The sequence below is a fragment of the Posidoniimonas polymericola genome (genome assembly GCF_007859935.1).
Classification (GTDB): Bacteria; Planctomycetota; Planctomycetia; order Pirellulales; family Lacipirellulaceae; genus Posidoniimonas; species Posidoniimonas polymericola.
Map to the genome: position 1 here is coordinate 64,403 of NZ_SJPO01000013.1, position 17,906 is coordinate 82,308.

Here is a 17,906-nt window from a genome sequence, read left to right on the forward strand (position 1 = left end):
ATCCTACCCATGGCACTATCCAAAGACGAAATCGCTCAGCTCCTGAAGCTCCTTAGTCAAACCGAAGACCATGAACTGAACTGCGAGGAATGTCTCGCGCTGGTTGCGGAGTTTGCCGAATCACAGTTGTCGGGCAAATCGGTTCCAGCGAGCCTGCAAGCGGTGGAACAGCACCTTGCCGTTTGCGGGGAGTGCCGTGAGGAGTACGAGGCCCTGCGGCAAACACTCGATTCTCTGCGTGGTGAGAGCGATGCCTGAAAAGGATGGCGTGAAGATCAAACGCATCTACGAACCTTGTGCAAAAACGGATGGATACCGCGTCCTCGTGGATCGGCTCTGGCCGCGTGGTATGAGCAAAGAGGCGGCGCACATCGATTGTTGGGCCAACGACTTGGCCCCATCATCCTCGCTACGCCGTTGGTTTGGACATCAGCCAGAGAAGTTCGAAGAGTTCCGCCGTCTCTATCTGGACGAGCTGGCAGGCAACTCGGCGATCGAGGACGTCCTACGGCAACTTGTCACGCACTCGGTGGTAACTCTACTGTACGCGGCTTCTGACACAACGCGCAATCATGCGGTTGTCTTGCGAGACTTCTTGATTCGGCGTCGAAGTGAATCATAACGCGTAAGATTCGCACGCGACGGGGCATCCAACATTCGCCGACCCAAGGCGTCTGCCCCAATAGGTCGGTAGCAGCATCCGTCCAAGGATGCCGCCCCGCCGACGTCTCTCGCGGCCACGCCGCTTCACCACCCCGTTTCTCGCACAGGAGGACACGACATGGACCCTCGCTTCGTGACTAAGACAATGCATGCCTACCTCGACTACCCTGTCGCCTTTAGCCTGATGGCGGCGCCGTTTCTGCTCAACCTTGGCAACTCCCATCCGATGGCCCGGTGGCTGGCGGTTGGCGCCGGCGTCGCCGCGCTCGTTCTCACGCTGCTCACGGACCACAAGCTGGGCGTCTTTCGCGTGCTGCCGTATTGGGTGCACCTGGCTGTCGACTTCCTTATCGGGGTGGTGTTCCTGGCCGCTCCGATTGCCCTGGGGTTCACTGGCTTAGATGCTTGGTACTACTGGGCCAACAGTGCGGCCGTGCTGCTCGTCGTTGGGCTCCACAAGCCCGATGCAGAGGCCGTGCAGGCCAAGGCGATGTGTGTTTGATCTGTCAATCACATTAAACTGCATGTTGTAGGATTCGGTAGATGTCTGCATCAGTTCGGGTCCCCTTGCGTCGCGAATAGCGACCGACGTGACTCGGACCGACGCGAGTACCGCAGCTTTCTTTCTGCTCGCGGTTGCATCGGCCGCGGTCGGGAACGAACAGCCGCTAGGCGCAGCGGTGAATCCGACCTCAGCAGGCTTCGCCCGCTACGCCAAATCTGCAAAGGGCCTTCGGCAACAGGGGGATTGCCGATCGAACCCTCGAACGAGGGCCAGGAAAGACGACGGCTGCGGTAGTGTCATGATTGCCTTGAACGCCAGCGGGGCCCGGTGGGCGTAGTGGCGGTAGGTGATGCCTCCCACGGAGTGACCGAGGATCTCGATCGACGACTCGGGCATGTGCTCGTCGTAGTAGGTCGCGCAGGTCTTCCGCAGATCTTTCAGCACCCAGGGGATTTCCTCCGACGTGTCGACGTCCTTCTTGGGACCAATCTTTGCTAGAGCGCAAAGTTCACGAAAGCGAACGTTCGGCCGAGCTGTGCTGCCCAGAAATACGGGATCGACCGAAGCCGGCTCGCCTATGAAGAGGCTCTTGAGATGGGCGTGGACAACGCGGTTCATCGGCCGGCAGAACGACTTCCCCGTCTTGATCCGACGGTACGATAGCCATCCCCACCGGGAACGCTGCTTCACCTCTCGGTTTGGCGCCCTGTCGCTCCACGACACGTGGCGCCAGAGTATGGGCTCATGAAAGGAGGTCGTCCCCCAGACCGTACCACTATCTAATCCGTAATTGAAGAAGAGCACCAGGGCGGCACGCCAATATCGTCCTACCGGGACGGTCTCTTGCCATCCGCGCGGTCTTGGCATCTGATGCGTCGCGAAGTAGAGAGCGTTGATCTCGGACTTCGTCAAGTAGTGCCTTCCCGCGACTTCCCGAGCCGGCAGCGGTTTGGGAAAACGCGGCGGGATGTCGATAATATCGTTCTCCCAGGCCCAGGAAACGACTGCACGAATGTGGGTGCGGGTCTTGTTGGAGGTGCGTCCGGGGTTCGTGCCGCCCTCAGCCACAGCCTGCTCGTACACCCAATTCAGGAACTGGCGAATCGTCGCCCGGTCGAGTTTCTCGACCGGGACCTTGTGATTCCAGGCATGCCACTTCTCTAGCGTCGTCCGGTACTCGATTCTCGATCCCCGGGAAAGGTCTCGTGCCTGGAGGTACATCTCAACGGCATTCTTCATCGTTGTCGGCATCGCGGCGGCTCCCGTTGCCGCTACTTGCCTCAATGCCGATCCTTGCTGAGCGGAAACTGGTTACGCTTCGTGCAATCGGACGCACTCATCTGGGGCGTCATGAGAAGATGGGTCTCATCCGCAAAACTCTGCGAATAGCTCCAATTCTATTCAAACTGACGACGCTTTGCGCCCGGAGGTCGGTGTGTCGGTCTTACGCAGGTTAAGCCAGTGCCGAACTGACCCAGGACACGCCCTCATGAGCGAGCTAAGGTCTGTCAGCTAGGGAAGCCGCCAACCGGTTATGCGAAGTGGTCGTTGCGGTTGCTCGCCGAGAAGGTCGTCGAGTTGGAGATCGCCGCAAAGGTCTCCCACGAAACCGTTCGGCAGACGCTAAAAAATCGCATAAACAACCGAACGATCCTATACTGGGTGATCCCTCCTGAGTGTGACGCCGAATTCGTCGCCAACATGGAGGAGGTCTTGGAAACCTATGAAAAACCGTATGATCCGACGCATCCGGTCATCTGCATGGACGAACAACCGGTTCATGCATCAACGATGTTAAGGTTTCGATTGAGGGCTGAAAGCAACAGAAATAACTCCCATCATCATGCCCTCGAACGTTCGGAGCTTCCGGCCGCTGGCGGCGTTCCACAGGATGGCGGTTTTGTCACCCGAACCCTTGAGGATGTGCCGGCCGTCGGGGCAGAAGGCTACGGGACGACCCTGGTTAGAGTGAAACGATGCCCTGACGCGCTGCCCGGCATTTGTTTTGACTTCCAACACTCACTTCAGCGCATCCACATCAACGTACCGGATATGCACGACGCTTAATAGATCCCCGAACTCCAAATCAGAACGTTGGGTTCGTTCGGCCTGTCGATCACCAGCGCGAGTTCCTAAGCCGCCACGCGAGCGATTGCCTGGAGGTAAAGCCGTATAGAATGCGGCGGTAATGATGCCGATCTGATCGGTAAACTTTTGCCTTGCGGCCAGCGAGTTATCCGCTTCGTCGACCGTGAATTTTCTGAGGGAACCTTGAGCTCCCACTTCCTCAAAGAATCCGCGAATCGCCCAAACGTAGCTGCCATCACGTCGTGGCTTGATTTTCGCGGGCTCCAGCACCCATCCTGCCGCTTCATCAAGGTTTACCCTCTTTCCGACAATCTTAGTCGTGATTCCTTTAAGATCCTCCTTTTCAGGCATTGTGTTGCAGCCGTCGACCAACAGTCGCATTTTCACAGCGGTGCCTATGCGATTTCCAACCCAAATCTCATAGACCTCATCTTTCTTCAGCCCGACAAAACATTCGGTATGAGTTTCCTCACCTTCACCGACCGATTTGAAAACGAAAGGTCGCTCTTTTCCATTAACCACAATCTTGATTGGGAAATCGAACTTGGCATCTTGCAGCGGGTGCGCTCCCTGCGAACGCTCGTCGGCCCGGTCAATCACCGTCGCGATCGGATCGGCAGGAGGCGCATCGGCGGATACTGGAATTTCGGGGACTCGATCCCTTGGCTCAATTTTGACGCTACGCCCCAGCATGGCCCATTCGTCTTCGTTAAGCAAAGCGGTTGCCGATGCGGATGCAATCGTTTCGTCGCTTTCCACGCTTTGGAGCTTGCACTGAATCATTACCGCCCGGCCGGCTCGATTGCGAAGAGTGCCAATCGCGAGAACTGGCATTCCACCTGCTTGTTTCGACAGTTGCTGCAGTCTTTCGCCCGAATAGAGATCATCGAGCTGGAATCCTTCTGATTTCAATATATGCTGCAAACGCCGCTGATCGACGATGCTGAACCGTTCCATGCTCGCATTCAACAGTCGCCGTTCAAATTCATCGGTGCACCACTTTCCGAGGGCACCGTAATTTGCACCAAGCAAATCGCCCATCGTTGATTCATTGATAAATTCCAACACTCCGACCCGCCCTTGCCGTCGTTCGTCGATTCGATCCGCCAGCGTTTCCGCGATATCAGAAAGAGCTTCGCGCAGTGTGTGGGGATTCAATCGCACGATCGTTGGAACGCCGGGAGCTCCCGAACGCACGATCCTGACCGGCGTTTGCGTGCGGGGAAAGCGATCTTTTGACGTGCGTAGCACATTTCGATGCACGAAGTTGTACAGTTCGTCGATATTGACGGCACCGTTCGCGTCGTCATCGGCATGCCCCTTAAGACCCTGATTGAGCCAGTAACTAAAGAGCGACTGCTCTTTGGCATCCCAGATCTGACTTGGCTCGGCCGCGGTCGAGCTGGCAATCGTCACGACCCCTTCAAGATTCTGGAAGAAACTCTGCAGATCTTTCGAAGTCACACTTGTCGCACTCATATCTTCTTCGCCCTTTTCCGAGCCGGCGTGGCACGCATCGAGAACGAGCAATTTGAAGTCACCACGGCAATTCGCAATTCTCTCCCGAAGCCACTCGACAGCTATTCCCGTTTTGGCGGGATTGGCTGGATCGATGTCGAGCGGAGCCAGATAAAGCTTGCCATCGCCATCGCGAAAGCCGTGGCCGGTAAAATAGACGAATACTGAATCACCCGGAGCGATCTTGTCGAGAAACACCGGTAACTCACGCAAGATGCTCGCTCTTAGCGGTTGATGCTTGACCTCGTTTTCGTCATCAGTCATCAACAGCAGATGGCTCTTTTCGTAGCCGCCACGAAGTTCGAGTGTGCTCGCCAGTTGTTTGACATCATTGACCGTGAACTTGAGAGGATTCGCTTGCTGATATTGCTCGCAGCCAATAAGCACCGCCCATTGCTGGCCAGCGCTGGCAACGCACGGTACTAGTGTCGACAATGTGCCATGGATCGCAATTGCTGCCAATGAGAAATAAATACGTCGACAATATCGGGAAATCATGAGGGGCTTCCTTGGGCTGATGAGCACACACGGCTAGGATTCAATTGTCTGCCTAAAGGCACTGCTGCTCGTGGCATGTCATAGGTTTGACGGCGACGAATGGCCTTGTTGAACAATTCTCAGAAACGTCCCGTAAACGGAGTGTCGGCATGGAGCCGCGTCCTCGTCTTACGGAGATTCCCCATGGTCGCGAAGCGATAACTCACGTACAAGATCACGAATTGGCGTCAGTACAACGAGTCGTTGGTGGAACGCGGGAGCGTCACGGTCTGGTTTAGCGAGGAGGCGTTGGCGAGTTGGCGGCATGCCAACGCCGAGTCGAAGGTCGGTCGCCCTTTCGTCTACAGCGATTCGGCGATCGAATGCTTGCTGACTCTGCGGGAGTTGTTCAAGCTGCCGTATCGTCAAACGGAAGGGTTTGGACGGTCGCTGATCGCGTTGTTGGGCGTCGAGGCGGCGATCCCGGACTACTCGTCGCTCGCCAAGCGGGCCGCCAAGTTGGGCGTCTCGCTGGCGATCGCCAACAAGCGCGGGGCCATCGACGTGGTCGTGGACGGCACGGGGCTCAAGGTGTTCGGCGAAGGCGAATGTAAGACGCGCACGCGCGGCAAGTCGAAGCGACGGACCTGGCGCAAGCTGCATCTGTCGGTTAATCCCGACACGCGCGAGATCGTCGCCGAGACGCTCACCGAAAACAGCAGCCACGACGCCGACGAAGTGGAGGCCCTGCTGAGCCAGATCGACCGACCGATCAACAAGTTCTACGGCGACGGCGCCTACGACAAATGGAAGGTCTACGAGTCGCTTCAGGCGAGAAGCGTTGCGCCGGTGATTCCGCCGCAGCATAACGCCAAAATCAAGCAACACGGCAACAGCGCGGCGGAGCCCTTGCCGCGCGACGAGGCGATTCGCGCCATTCGACGCCAGGGACGGCGACGCTGGAAACGAGAAGTCGGATATCATCGAAGAAGCCTCGCGAAAACGTCCGTCTATCGAGTCAAACAAACCTTCGGCGACCGCTTGAAAAATCGCCGACTCCCAAACCAACGAACCGAAGCGCGAATCCGCTGCAAAATCCTTAACCGATTTACCCAACTGGGAATGCCGCTGTTTGAGTGGAATTAGTCAACAAGGCCGCGACGAATTATCAAGTTCAGGCACATTTTTTAACGACCGCTGTCACTACTCACAGAAATTCACTGGTTTCCCGTAATGGTAAAGGCAGCCCAGTAGTAGGGGTGCGCGGCCCCAGTCCGGTTGCGATGGTCGTTGATACGGTTGATTTGAGCATAACGCAGGGCTTCAGCTTTGGACCGCCCTTGTCCTAGATAAACGAAGAAGTCTGTCATAATCTGGGAAGTTTCCTGATCAGGAATTTGCCACAGCGTGGCGACCACACTCTTCGCACCGGCAAGTTGAAACGCTTGTCGCAGGCCCGCCACGCCTTCGCCATTGCGAACGTCGCCTACGCCGGTATCGCACGCGCTCAATACGACCATTTCCGTTCCGCGAAGGTCGGTGCTCACGATTTCCAGGCCGGTGAGAACACCGTCATCGCCGGACGTTTTTTCCGTCTGACGATTGACTCCCGACAAGACAAGCCCGCATCGTAGGAGCGGATTCTCGAGGGGCCGCGATTTCGTTGGGCCCTTAGCACTATTGGCCGCCGCTGAAACGGTGGATTTGGGAATCGCATCGCTTTCGTCAGTGTTTTGGTCTTCAAGAAAGAAACCGTGTGTGCTGCAAACAAGAAAAGAAGGCCTGTAAAGCGATTTAAACTGAGTTTCAGTTGCCCGCTTCTCAAGGTAGATAACTGGCTGTCCTTTGCCAAACTCGGCCAGGACGGGTTCGATCGCCCTTGCCTCTCGGGCCGTGCCTGGAAGTCGAGCGAACGGCCCCGCAATTGTTGCTGCTCGGTGCGTGGCGCTACGAGAGGAAACGCTGGTTCCCATGGCGTTCCAGTCGTAGTCCGGATCGGCGAGCACGACCGGCGGCCCGATGCCTGTTCGCTCCGGGCGGCGTTGCACTAACTCTCGTCCGCTCGTAACGAAACGCAATTGGAACTTTTCCAAGAGGAACTTATTGTCGCCAGCCGGAATCGCTGCCCATGGAACCAACCAGAGCGCACCATCAGGGCTGAGCACGAGCTCTTTCTTCCCCTTTAAATGGCTCGCAAGCGGTTTCCACAAAGAGTTCGCCAACGTTGCCAGTTCGTCATTGACCATCGCAGTCGCACTTCGTTCTCCTTGCTCTTCAATTGCGCTTGCAGAATTCTGCATGGCACTTCGAGCTTTTTGGACGGCAAGGTCAATGGTTTCCGCGTCACCAAGGTCGACGATGGTGACGGGACCTTCGTCACTCGCAGGGATCACCCAAGCAATATAGACCGCCGGTCTTTCCGTCGGATTAAACACCGGATCGTCCAATTTGTGCGGCACAATACGCGCAATATTCACCAACGCGCTACCGGGACGAAGCTCGCCGCGGAGCTGAGCAATCGAAATCCACGGGTCTTGACCAGAAAAGCCTGTTCCCGCCGCGCCGATTTGTCGGATAAGTTGCTGCTGCTCTGTTTCCAGTCCGGCGATCCCTTGCTGAATGTTCGCGGTGAATGGTTTACCCACCAACTTCGCTAATAGACTTCTCACGGCCCGCAATCTTTCTACGAGCGGTGCGGTTTCGGAAGCTGATAATAATGCACCCTCGGCAAGTGCCTGTTGAGCAATCGCCTTACCATTGACGAGCCATCCAGCCGAGAGCGCCGCGATTCGATTGTCGTCTCTTTGCTGGCTAGCGAACGACAGGCATCGATGCAGATTTCCTTCGTCGGTTTCCGAGATGAACAGTAACTGCTCGCGCTCCGGCAGGGCCGGCAACACCTGAGCCTGATGTCGGCAAGTATTTTTCCTTGCAGCTTCCATGTATTCTCCCGCTAGATCGAGCTCGCCGCTACAAGCTTTAAGCCAAGCGAGATTGTGCAGAACCATGCCGACATAGGGATGCGCTTCGCCGAATGTCTTTCGACGGATTGCAAGGGCTTCGTCGTAGTATCGTTGTGCGGCCGCATAATCTTTGCGCTCATATAATAAAAACCCCAAACCTTCTAACGATGTCGCTGTGTCCGGATGATTATCGCCAAGGATACGACGCCTAACGACAAGTGCCTGTTGCGAATAGGTTTGGGCAGAGTTCAGATCGCCCAGATATCCCAACGAAATGGCAAGATTATCAAGCGTCATTGCCGTATCGGGATGTTCGTTTCCATAAACCTTGCGATAAATCGCTAATGCTTCCTCATAGTATTTCTTGGCGGCGGTATAGTCCTCTTGGCTTGCGAGAAGCAAGCCAATGTTATTGAGAGAATGTGCAACTTCGGTATGCTCTTTGCCATAGAGCTTGCGCGAAATTGCCAGAGAATCTTCGTAGTACTTTCTCGCGGTGGCGTAATCACCCTGCTCGAGTAGTAGATTGGCAAGATTGTGGAGTAACGCGCCTTTGCTGGCGTCTAGACCCTCGACACCCTCGTCGACTTTTCGATAGGTCGCGAGCGCTTCATCGAAATAACGGCGTGCCCCCGCATAATCGCCTTGCTGTTGAGCCAAAGTCCCAAGATTACCGAGCCCGTCGGCCGTTTCAACACTTTCATCACCCGCAACACTGCGGCTTGTCGCGAGCGCCTCTTCAAAGAACTTGCGGGCAGATGCGTAGTCACCTTGGCCGCTGACAAGAAAACCCAGGTCGATGAGCGTCGACGCCGTATCAAGATCATCATCTCCAAAAACTCGGCGGAAGATTGCCAGAGCTTCATCGTAATGCTTGCGAGCCTCGGTATATCGGGCTTGAGAAAAGCATACGTTTCCTAGATAGCTGAGCGTGTACCCCACGTCCGGATGGTCACTGCCTTCGATCTCGCGTTCGATAGCGAGGCAGGCTTTCAGTTCGCGCTCCGCTTCGGTGAATTTCATTTTTTCCACGAGTTCGACGGCCCGATCGTAGTGTTTGACGGACTCGTCGAGACGCGCCTGTTCGGCCTTTGTATGCTCGATAGCTTTGAAATGCGCGGCACCCAGCCATCCTCGTAGATTTCGGCCCGGAACCATGACGTCTGCCCATTCGCCATCCGAAAATTCAAAGCACCACATGCGCGTGCCTTTGGGAACGGTGGCCACCACTTTATCATCGGCCCATATCTCTCCACGATCAGTGGTCACGCGGATCATAGAGTTTTCGGCGGCATGTAGATGTCGTGCGACCAAGAAGAAAGCAAGAAATACGATTATGCTTGAGAAGGCCGTACAACGACTCATTGCGGAACTCCGAGATCGGAATAGTGTTTGGGATTATGGATGACTTGCTACGGTTTAATGACAATCGGTTGCTCACTGTAATTGACGAATACCGGCTCGTGGGGGGGGATGGATTCCTCGCCTCGCTGTGTGCGAATCTCGTTCACCGTCTCGAAATACTTCTGCATTCCGTCGCGACAGTGCGCGAACATTCCGTCCATTTTGAGGGGGCGTTCCCCTTCGAGCAGTCCTTCGACGAAGTAGTAGGCCAGCACCGATAAAGTCGCTCCTTCGACCCAGTCGTCAACGGCCCCTTTCTCCATACCCTTCGTACTCGCTGTTTCGCTGGTCGTGGCCCGAAGTTCGACAAGCATCTGGTCCGTCGCACGAAGCCCTTGCGCCAGCTCATCAAAACGGCACGCAGCAAGCAAGGCGCTATCCGGCTGGCCAATATCCTTGAGCCGCTCGACCTCGCCATCTAAAAAGTCGAACGACTTTGTAACGGGCGCCTTGAGCGACTTTTCGTGCTTTGCCATGCCGCCGGAATAACACGAATCCGAAATGACAACAACACGACGACCGCTCAGTCGCTGAAGCCAATGGCCAAACAGGTCGTCTGTCACTCCTGTGGATCGACTAAGCCATTCATCGGCCTTTTCTCCAGAACCTGCACGTTTGGCGAGCGCCATCCAGCTTTCATAGCGTGACTGGAGGGCCGGATCGAGTTTCCCCGCTTTCGCTTGGGCAATGAGTCCCGTCAACACTGTACCGTCGACATAGTCATGCGGCAGCAGCCATTCGTCTTTCCCATCGGCTTCGTCACGATTGTCATCAGGCAGTTGTCCGCCATGGCCCGAAAAAAAGATGAAAACTGTGTCGCCAGGTTTAGAAACCGACGGCAGCCAGCCAGTGATCGCCAATTCCATTTGCCGCCGAGTGGCTTGATCGTTGACAAAGACTTGGACGGCATCCAATTTTCCCAAGTGCGTCATTAGGAGCGCCGTCGCTCGGGCGTCGTTCGCACAGTTGGCAAGATTCGGCGACCACTCGCCTTCGGTTAACTCCGCGACAACATCATTGAATTCGTACTCAGAGACCCCAAAGAAAACACCGTAGCGTTTGGCGGAAGAATCTGGCTGAGTTTGATCCTGAGCGTACGTTGTAATTTCGACCTGATCTTCTGCCCATGCAATCTTTTGGGCTTGGCCTTCACCTTTCAAGCCTTTCGCGGCCTGTTGAAGCTGCAACTTTCCGACTGCGTTAAACCTTTTGGCACGCAGTTCTGCGTCATCGAGTCCTCTGAGAGGTTCCTTCGTGGCGATCACCTTCAAAGTCTCTTTGCCGAAAGGTGCGGAAATGCTCCAGCGGAACAGGTCATCTTTGGCAGGGATCTGAACCTCTTTGCCAGCCGTGATACGATTGTCTTGCTGAGCCGAGTTTGGGAAAATCTGATAAACCTTGCCATCAACCTGCTGATAAAGAACATAGGCATACGCATCTTCCTCCGAAACGATGCTCACCCGCAGAGGTTCCCCTTCGCGATAACGGCGGTCCTCGCGGTCGACCTTCACCGCCACCAGAAAGCTCGGCTCATCTTGAATGATGCTTTCGGGTGTCGCTGGCACGGTTGTTACCTCTGCGGGGTCTATTCCGCTCTCGGGGGCAACTTCTTCCTCATCCGCAGGCGCGTCTTTAACCAGGTCGGATGCGTCTTCCTCAACAGAGTCACCCGCCGCTTCTTCCGCGGAAGCCGCGTGATCGACCGGCGCCACCTCTTCCGCCGCAACGGCTGGTTCATCTTCCGCGGTGGACCGTGAAGAAAGGCACCCTCCCATCAAAAGAACCGCCACTAGAGGAGGTAACCAAGGAAGCCGGTAGAGACTTAAGAGTGACATCGGAATATACCATTGAATGCTTTGATTTCGGCCCAGTACAATGCTACAGCTCCTCAGGGGAAACGCCATTATTTACCGACATTTTCCCTGTAGCTGAGGAAAACACGGACTCCACGGAAGAAGTTCAGAGTAGCAGCACAGCAATTTCTCAAAAATCCATTTGCCGTGATGCCCAGCCCAACTAAACTAACTGGTCGCCGTGGTGACTCTAAGCCAACGTTTAACACGCCGGTTCATGCGCGACGGTTAACACCACAAAGTGGCCGGCGATCGAGTCGGTTGGTGCCCAACTCGTTTATCTGCCCCCTTATAGTCCCGACTTCAATCCCATCGAGTTGGCCTTCGCCAAGCTCAAGCAACTTCTCCGTTCGGCCGCTGAGAGATCCATCCACGACCTCGAACAACGAATCGGAAAACTCCTGAACCGCTTCCAACTTGCGGAGTGCGGCCGCTACTTCTCACATTCTGGATACTCCGCACGACAATTCTAAAAACGCTCTAAACCTGGGTGACGTAGTCTTCGATCTGTCTTTCACATTCTAGAGCAAGCCGATAAACCCGCGCGTCTTATGAGACGTGCCATAATTCGACCGATTTTTGCAGAACCGCTTCGGGCAATGCTTGCTCCGGCGAACCTGCTTCGGTCTCCCAAATGAGTCGATGTGAAACTTCTCCAGCACGCACAGGACGAACCGACCTTGTGCACGAAACCTGCACAGGACGTAAACTCCTGCGCTCGAATGCCCTCTGAATTGACGTGCGTCTACTATTGATCTGATTCGGGCGGTAGGCTTTGGCAGCGAGCGCGTAAGTTCGGCCGTTTCCGAGCAATGCGGCTTCAACTCCTCGACCATCACGGACGCGGCGGATGGCAAACCTTACAAGGCTCCAGGCGACGCCACAGACGAGCCAGCAGGCCGTCACGCGGGTGATCATCTAGAGCAGAGACATCGGCCACGATTTCATCAAGTTGCGACAAAGCGGTGAGCTGGTTGAGGCGGGAGGCGGCTTCGGTGTCGCCCAACCGGTCGAGGTCGGCGGCAGTGTCGGCAAGCAGGGCACGGAGCCGGTGGGCGTCTGCCAGGAGTGCCTGACGGGTGTGCATATCCCCAAGATAGCCACCCGAGCCGCGGGGAGCCACAAGATAGGCGGCCGATTTATGCGTTCGGACGTGGGCCGGTAGGATCTGTGAGTGGCATTTGAAAAGTGCAGCGCCCGGCTGTGAGTGGCATTTGAAAAGTGCAGCGCCCGGCGCCTTGAAAGTGCAGCGCTGGGTGGTTGCGGGGAGGATACCAGGCGTCCCCGCGATCGCCTAGGGTTCTACTCTTGTTTCTTGGATCGGCTTCGTCGTTGGGCGTCCTGCAGGCGGTAGCTCTGTCCGGTGAATTCGAGGATGTGGCAGCGGTGGGTGAGGCGGTCCAGCGCGGCGCCGGTGAGGCGTTCGGAGCCGAGGACCTCGGTCCAGTTCTCGAACGGCAGGTTGGTGGTGACGACCAGGCTCTGCCGCTCGTAGGCCTGGCCGACCAGGTCGAACAAGAGCTCGGCTCCCGCCTTGCTGGCCGGGACGTAGCCGAGCTCGTCGAGCACGACGACGTCCTGCTTGGCGAGCTGCGAGCGGAGCCGCAGCAGCGACTTCTCGTCCCGTGCTTCGAGCAGCGCGGTGATCAGCTCGGTGACGCGGAAGAACCGCACCTTGCGTCCGGCGAGGCAGGCGGCCACCGTGCGATAGTTCAGGTCGTACTCCTCGGCCGCCTGCCGCCGGCTCAGCTCGCCCGTCAGCACCCGGCGACGGACCTCCGTCCACAACTCCATGTCTCGCAGCACTTTCTGACGCGCCCCGCTGATCCACGCCCCCCAAGAGAACCAGGAAAGGGGCCTCCGGCCCCTCCAACGGCCTCTCAGCTTCGCAAATCAGCTCGAAAAACGCGCCCGGCGCGCTGCACTTTTAGGGCGCCAAGCCCCTAACGCCGGGCGCTGCACTTTTCGAATGCCACTCACACACGTGGGGTGGTTCAGCCCCACTGGCAGCCCCGCAGTAAGCGATCGTTCCAGCTACCAGACAGCTAATAACGTTGGACCACAGTCCGCGGCAGAGGTTAACCAATAATCCAAATGGCTTTGAAGATGCGGTCTCGTCTACTGCACAAACGGGTCTCCCGAGCCGCCTTCAATAATGGCGCCGCCGGCTGGGATCGGCAGGGTTCGGTACTCGAATCCCATGCTTACCAGGTCTGAACGCAGGACACCAAACTCGCCGAATGAGTCATCCCAAACCGCGAGGGCAATGTAGAACCGTTCCTCGTCGAGCCCCGCGAGTCGGGTTCTTAGTTTCGCCGTGAATGAACCCTCTTGGGCAACTCTGATGCCAGCGTAGGGCTTAGGAGTAATTCGAATCATGTCTGCTTCGTTCGCGAGAACCACGAAAGAGTCCAACGTTCGTACACGATTTACGCCGTAGCTTTTTGCGGAGTACGGTAGATACACGCGACCGTACCGCACTATGACCGGAAATTCTTGCTTGTCAGTGGCTCGCAAACTCGGAAGCTGAGCGGTCCGGGTAGATGTCTTGGTTTCTTGCCGTATCTTCATATGCACCGCGGCGATCTCCAGCTCCAAAGACTGCTTCTCTCGAGTTGAACTGTCCAGTTCGGCCTCGAGTTTAGTTACAGCGACACTCAGCTCTGAGAGGTCTCGGTTGCGAGCGGCTAACTCGGCCTGAAGGCCACTAGATTTGACTTGGAGGGCGACATACCTCTCATAGCCAATGTTCGTTTCAACTGCCCCCATTGCTGCAGCGGCATCTCGAGCCTGAGCATTCGCAATCTGGAGCTCCTCTACAGCGCGGCGTGCAGCTTCAATGTCGCGTGCTGTAGGGGACGCGTCTGAGGCCTCGTGCTCACCGGTGGTGGAGGCCGTAGTCGGATCTCCCGAAAATCGGAGCAAAATCGCAATAAGGACCGCTAGAAACAGGATCCCTCCGAACGTGTTTGAAACCGCATCTAGCAACAGGTCCAAACTCTCGTTTGCACCGTCGGCGCGTCGGCGTCTCATTCTTGGACCTCCGCTGATATTCCCACTTTCAGCTCGGCATGTTCGTCCAACAGGTCAATTCCAAGGTCGAAACCTTGCTTCTCCAACTCGTCACGCACGACCTCGAATACTTCGAGACATTTGGGCCTTAATAGGAGGACAAAATAGACTTCAGCGGGATCACGACCCCGAGCCCAGGCTGCGAGCTCTCTGGCCCTGGGCGCATTTGAGCGTCCTTCGCTCTTGAAGAGTGGCGTTGCGGATCCAGGATCAAGCACCCTGATCTGTTCGGGAGCCAGGTCGATGAGGAGCGCGGGCTTATCAGCCAGGGGACTGGGGTTGTAGACAATTTGAGGAGTGCGTTTTGCTGACCGAAGCCGGGCCTCGAGCGACCTCAATTGCAAACGCAGTGAGTCGATTTCTTTGGACGTCGCTGCCGCTCGACTGTTGGCGTCGAGTTCCCTGCGGGTCTCTTCTCTCGCTTGGATCGAATAGATAGTCTCCCCTAAAGCACGCTCTAGATCTTCAATCGCGTCTTCCAGCTGCTCGGTCCGAACCGCAACCATCTCCTCCGGAACAGATGCAGTTTCGGACAATAGACGCTGAAGTCCATTGAGAGACTCTCGCAAGGCCATCGCCTCAGCCTGCAGAGACTCGAACTCCGTGGCGTGCTCGAGAGATGCCGGTGATGCAGGTGTCTCGTTGATGCTCTTCCGTTGAACCAACTCTACAGCCAACAGGAGCGTGAGAAGCACGATGACTCCCGTAACTCCCGTTATGATGCCCCAAGCAAACTCCAGATTGCCGTCGTTTACGCGAAGCCCAGCGATCACTCCAGCCTGACGCATGCTCTCGCTTGCGAGCGCTGACTCTTCGTCGCCTTCCGCTGGCGTGCTTTGCAGTCCGAATTGGATTCCCCAGACGCTACCAATGGGACGGTCCTTGATCTTTGACACCACGAAAGAAGTCGACGCGTCGGAATGATTCGGTGCCAGGATTGTGAATTGCAGGTCCTTTTCTAGCTTGGCAGAGATCCTGCCGAGTGACGTGACCCGTGTGGAAACATCCCCGTTCTCTTCGCCATACCCACGTTCGTAGCCGGGGAGAGAAACGGCTCGCTCGAGTTTAAATTCCACTTCCTCCACCGGGGAAGCGACTTCCGCGGAAACGGCGTGAATGGGCTCTTGCTCGGATTCGTCGGAGGCAGGAGACGCTTGCCGCTGCTCCAGGGGATTCTGCGGCTGCGCGTCTTCTAGCGCGAGCTCGACCGCAGGTTTGTGAGCGACTTCGCTTCCCTCCGGCTGATCAGGCTCTCTAGTTCCCTCCGCCACGTCAGTGGCAGCCACTGCTGCTTACGTAGAGTCTGCCGCCCACAGTGCCGTAGCGATCGCCTCACCGAGGTGTCGCTATCCCGACTTTCAGGTGTATATCGCCAGCCTCCCATAGGCGACTGGGCATGCAAGCTGAAGTCTAGCGACTGTGCTGCGAGGTGCCGGTAATCTCTGTCGCGGGTCATTCCATAGAGCTCGTTCAATGCCACGCTGCATAGCGCGTGTGCGTACATGCCCCCGGAGGCGACTCGTTGGGGCGGCAAGAAGCTCCCGTCCTTGCCGGCTAGCTCGCGAAGTGCGTTCCACCCCTTCCGGACCACGCTGCGATACTTGCTATCCAAATCCCCCTGGTGGCTGTGTCCGGCACCTTGAAAAGCTAGCAGGGCCAACGCGGAGGCTGCACGTTCGTTCTCGAGCGGCGCTCCATCGGTGTAGGGGCCGCGGAGGCTCCACAAACCAGACCTGTCCTGGTTGCGAGCAAGCCATTCCAAGCCAAGTTCAACCGCATGTTCAGTGACGGCTGAGCCGCCGCCGTTTCTTACCAGCTCTTGCTTGCGCAGATCAGACCTTCCTTCGAACGCGTGCGAGAGATCGACCGGTTCGATGTCGGCTCCAATGGCGCCGCTATTGCGGCTTACTGCTTCCTTAAGAGTAAAGAATCGGCCGACGGTTTGCTCGGCGTCACGCGAATCGTCGCCCGCGTCTTGCGATTCGGCCAGCTGCGCATCGCTGGTCTTCCGCGGTATTACCTCTTCGGTAACGTCCTCCACTTGGTCATTCCCTGCCGGAGTTTGCTCAGCTTCTGTGGTTTTCGCACGTGCGGCAGACTCATCCTCGGAGCCTTGGGCTAGAGAGCCCACGTCACCTGCTGCAGTCGCGTCTTCTCTCACATCGCTTGGCCAGACAGAGGCACCGCCTGTCTCCTCGATTCCCTCTTTGCCCGACTCTCGCACGTGGCTGATTTGAATAGCAAGACGAACTCCCAATACTAGCAGGAGGATGAAGAGGGCGGAGGCTACCGCTATGGCTATCGCTGGCTTCCGGTCCTTTGTTGGCAGGGGCGGTGGCCATGCTGTGCGATCTGACTCTTCGTCCATTGCGATCTGATGATTGGAGTTCGACGTCGACGCCCGCCATTGTTGTCGCCATAGGATGTTGTACGGAAGAGCTGCGGTAGCGAGATTGTATAGGTCGAGCCCTTGGCAAGTCTACGCAAAGGTCTCGGCGTCGAAACCGCTGCACTCTACCTTGGCTGGCAAGAGAGTCTCGCTTAGAGGACCACAGAGATTCTGCCGATCCCAAGGTTAGCCACTAAGGCTCTCAACAATCGGACCTGGGTCGCGGGCGGGCACATGCCGCCGCCGCGTCTCGATCCGCTGATCCTGGCGAGGTCGAAGGTTGGGAGGGGGGGACTGCTTGACATTTCGGCAGTGCCTAATCTTCAGGCGAGACCATGACAAGCTCGCGGGCGTCGGTCATGTAACGTTAACCTTGTTGATGCGTCGGCACATGGCACTGCCGGGTGGCTGGTTGGCCGGTGGAGTTCGGCGAGGCTAGTAGGCAACAGGCTCCGGAGTTGGCGCACAGGTCGCGTTTAGATGCCGTGTGCTCTGTACCTCCTCGCCGGCGACCAGCTTCTCGTAGACCTCGTTGAACGCGTCGGAGATGTACTTCAGGAAAATCAGCCCGAGCACCACGTGCTTGTACCCGGCCGCGTCCATGTTGTTGCGGAGCTTGTCGGCCGCCAGCCAGAGCTTGGCCTCGAAGCCCAGGTTGGCCGCGGCGTCCTGCTTGGCGCCCTTCTTCGAGGACTTCTTTGCGGCGGACTTCTTGGGAGCAGCGGTCTTATCCGCCCCGGTCGCAGTGGCCTTCTTGGCCGTCTTCTTCTTGCCCATGGGGTCCTTAAGGTGCGACAGTCGGGCGACGAGTGCATCAGCTGGCGGCACGGCGCCGCAACCCGCATAACATAGCGACGCCAGGCGGCCGAGGGAATTGACTCGCGGTTTGCTGCTGCGAATCGAGAGTGGCCGAGCAGCATCCCTTCGAGTTGGCGGGGTCTCAGCCCAGCGGCCGGTTAGCATATAGGAATACC

14 protein-coding genes and 1 pseudogene are annotated in these 17,906 nt (G+C 57.0%); 6 read left to right on the plus strand and 9 right to left on the minus strand.

The features are described 5' to 3' along the window. The first annotated feature begins 9 nt into the window (after positions 1-9). The 3 genes from Pla123a_RS21615 to Pla123a_RS21625 all read left to right on the plus strand — a co-directional run bounded on the left by Pla123a_RS21615 (position 10) and on the right by Pla123a_RS21625 (position 1,165). Positions 10-258, plus strand: a complete 249-nt coding sequence (locus Pla123a_RS21615; RefSeq protein ID WP_146590900.1) for an anti-sigma factor family protein — start codon at positions 10-12, stop codon at positions 256-258. After that, positions 251-622: a DUF488 domain-containing protein gene (locus Pla123a_RS25395; RefSeq protein ID WP_146590902.1), complete on the plus strand. Its 372-nt coding sequence runs from the start codon at positions 251-253 to the stop codon at positions 620-622. The genes Pla123a_RS21615 and Pla123a_RS25395 overlap by 8 nt, the downstream gene beginning before the upstream one ends. Positions 623-781: 159 nt before the next feature. Beyond that, complete coding sequence (locus Pla123a_RS21625; protein WP_146590904.1) at positions 782-1,165, plus strand: SPW repeat domain-containing protein; 384 nt, start codon at positions 782-784, stop codon at positions 1,163-1,165. A gap of 207 nt (positions 1,166-1,372) precedes the next feature. Here Pla123a_RS21625 and Pla123a_RS21630 read toward each other — a convergent pair whose 3' ends face one another. Further along, positions 1,373-2,419, minus strand: coding sequence for a tyrosine-type recombinase/integrase (locus Pla123a_RS21630; RefSeq protein ID WP_146590906.1), 1,047 nt, complete (start codon positions 2,417-2,419; stop codon positions 1,373-1,375). A gap of 297 nt (positions 2,420-2,716) precedes the next feature. On the opposite strand from Pla123a_RS21630, the gene Pla123a_RS25445 reads away from it, so the two are divergent. Further along, entirely contained in the window at positions 2,717-3,235 is a 519-nt protein-coding gene (locus Pla123a_RS25445) for a hypothetical protein (RefSeq protein ID WP_146590908.1), read from the plus strand. Here Pla123a_RS25445 and Pla123a_RS21640 read toward each other — a convergent pair. Further along, complete coding sequence (locus tag Pla123a_RS21640) at positions 3,188-5,272, minus strand: caspase family protein (RefSeq protein ID WP_146590910.1); 2,085 nt, start codon at positions 5,270-5,272, stop codon at positions 3,188-3,190. The two genes, Pla123a_RS25445 and Pla123a_RS21640, sit on opposite strands and share 48 nt — an antisense overlap. 213 nt (positions 5,273-5,485) lie before the next feature. Between Pla123a_RS21640 and Pla123a_RS21645 the strand changes: the two genes are divergently transcribed. Then, on the plus strand, positions 5,486-6,397 hold the full coding sequence (locus Pla123a_RS21645) for an IS5 family transposase (RefSeq protein WP_146590912.1): 912 nt from the start codon (positions 5,486-5,488) through the stop codon (positions 6,395-6,397). 71 nt (positions 6,398-6,468) lie between these two features. On the opposite strand, the gene Pla123a_RS21650 is transcribed toward Pla123a_RS21645, so the two are convergent. Further along, positions 6,469-9,492, minus strand: a complete 3,024-nt coding sequence (locus Pla123a_RS21650) for a CHAT domain-containing tetratricopeptide repeat protein (protein WP_197528187.1) — start codon at positions 9,490-9,492, stop codon at positions 6,469-6,471. Positions 9,493-9,626: 134 nt separating this feature from the next. Beyond that, entirely contained in the window at positions 9,627-11,453 is a 1,827-nt protein-coding gene (locus Pla123a_RS21655) for a DUF4384 domain-containing protein (protein WP_197528188.1), read from the minus strand. Between the two features lie 266 nt (positions 11,454-11,719). Here Pla123a_RS21655 and Pla123a_RS25090 point away from each other — a divergent pair. Then, a pseudogene (locus tag Pla123a_RS25090) lies at positions 11,720-11,944 on the plus strand (transposase); the annotation flags it as partial. Positions 11,945-12,306: 362 nt separating this feature from the next. Here Pla123a_RS25090 and Pla123a_RS21665 read toward each other — a convergent pair. The 5 genes from Pla123a_RS21665 to Pla123a_RS21685 all read right to left on the minus strand — a co-directional run bounded on the left by Pla123a_RS21665 (position 12,307) and on the right by Pla123a_RS21685 (position 17,709). Further along, positions 12,307-12,558, minus strand: a complete 252-nt coding sequence (locus Pla123a_RS21665; protein ID WP_146590918.1) for a hypothetical protein — start codon at positions 12,556-12,558, stop codon at positions 12,307-12,309. 215 nt (positions 12,559-12,773) lie between these two features. Next, positions 12,774-13,265 carry an ATP-binding protein gene (locus Pla123a_RS21670; protein ID WP_146590920.1) on the minus strand — a complete coding sequence of 164 codons (492 nt, stop codon included), beginning with the start codon at positions 13,263-13,265 and terminating at the stop codon, positions 12,774-12,776. Between the two features lie 324 nt (positions 13,266-13,589). Continuing rightward, a complete protein-coding gene (locus Pla123a_RS21675) occupies positions 13,590-14,504 on the minus strand; it encodes a hypothetical protein (RefSeq protein ID WP_146590922.1) in 915 nt (304 codons plus the stop codon). After that, positions 14,501-15,829 carry a hypothetical protein gene (locus Pla123a_RS21680; RefSeq protein ID WP_146590924.1) on the minus strand — a complete coding sequence of 443 codons (1,329 nt, stop codon included), beginning with the start codon at positions 15,827-15,829 and terminating at the stop codon, positions 14,501-14,503. The genes Pla123a_RS21675 and Pla123a_RS21680 overlap by 4 nt, the downstream gene beginning before the upstream one ends. Before the next feature lie 1,538 nt (positions 15,830-17,367). Then, positions 17,368-17,709: a type I restriction-modification system subunit M N-terminal domain-containing protein gene (locus tag Pla123a_RS21685; RefSeq protein ID WP_231956590.1), complete on the minus strand. Its 342-nt coding sequence runs from the start codon at positions 17,707-17,709 to the stop codon at positions 17,368-17,370. Positions 17,710-17,906: the final 197 nt, after the last annotated feature.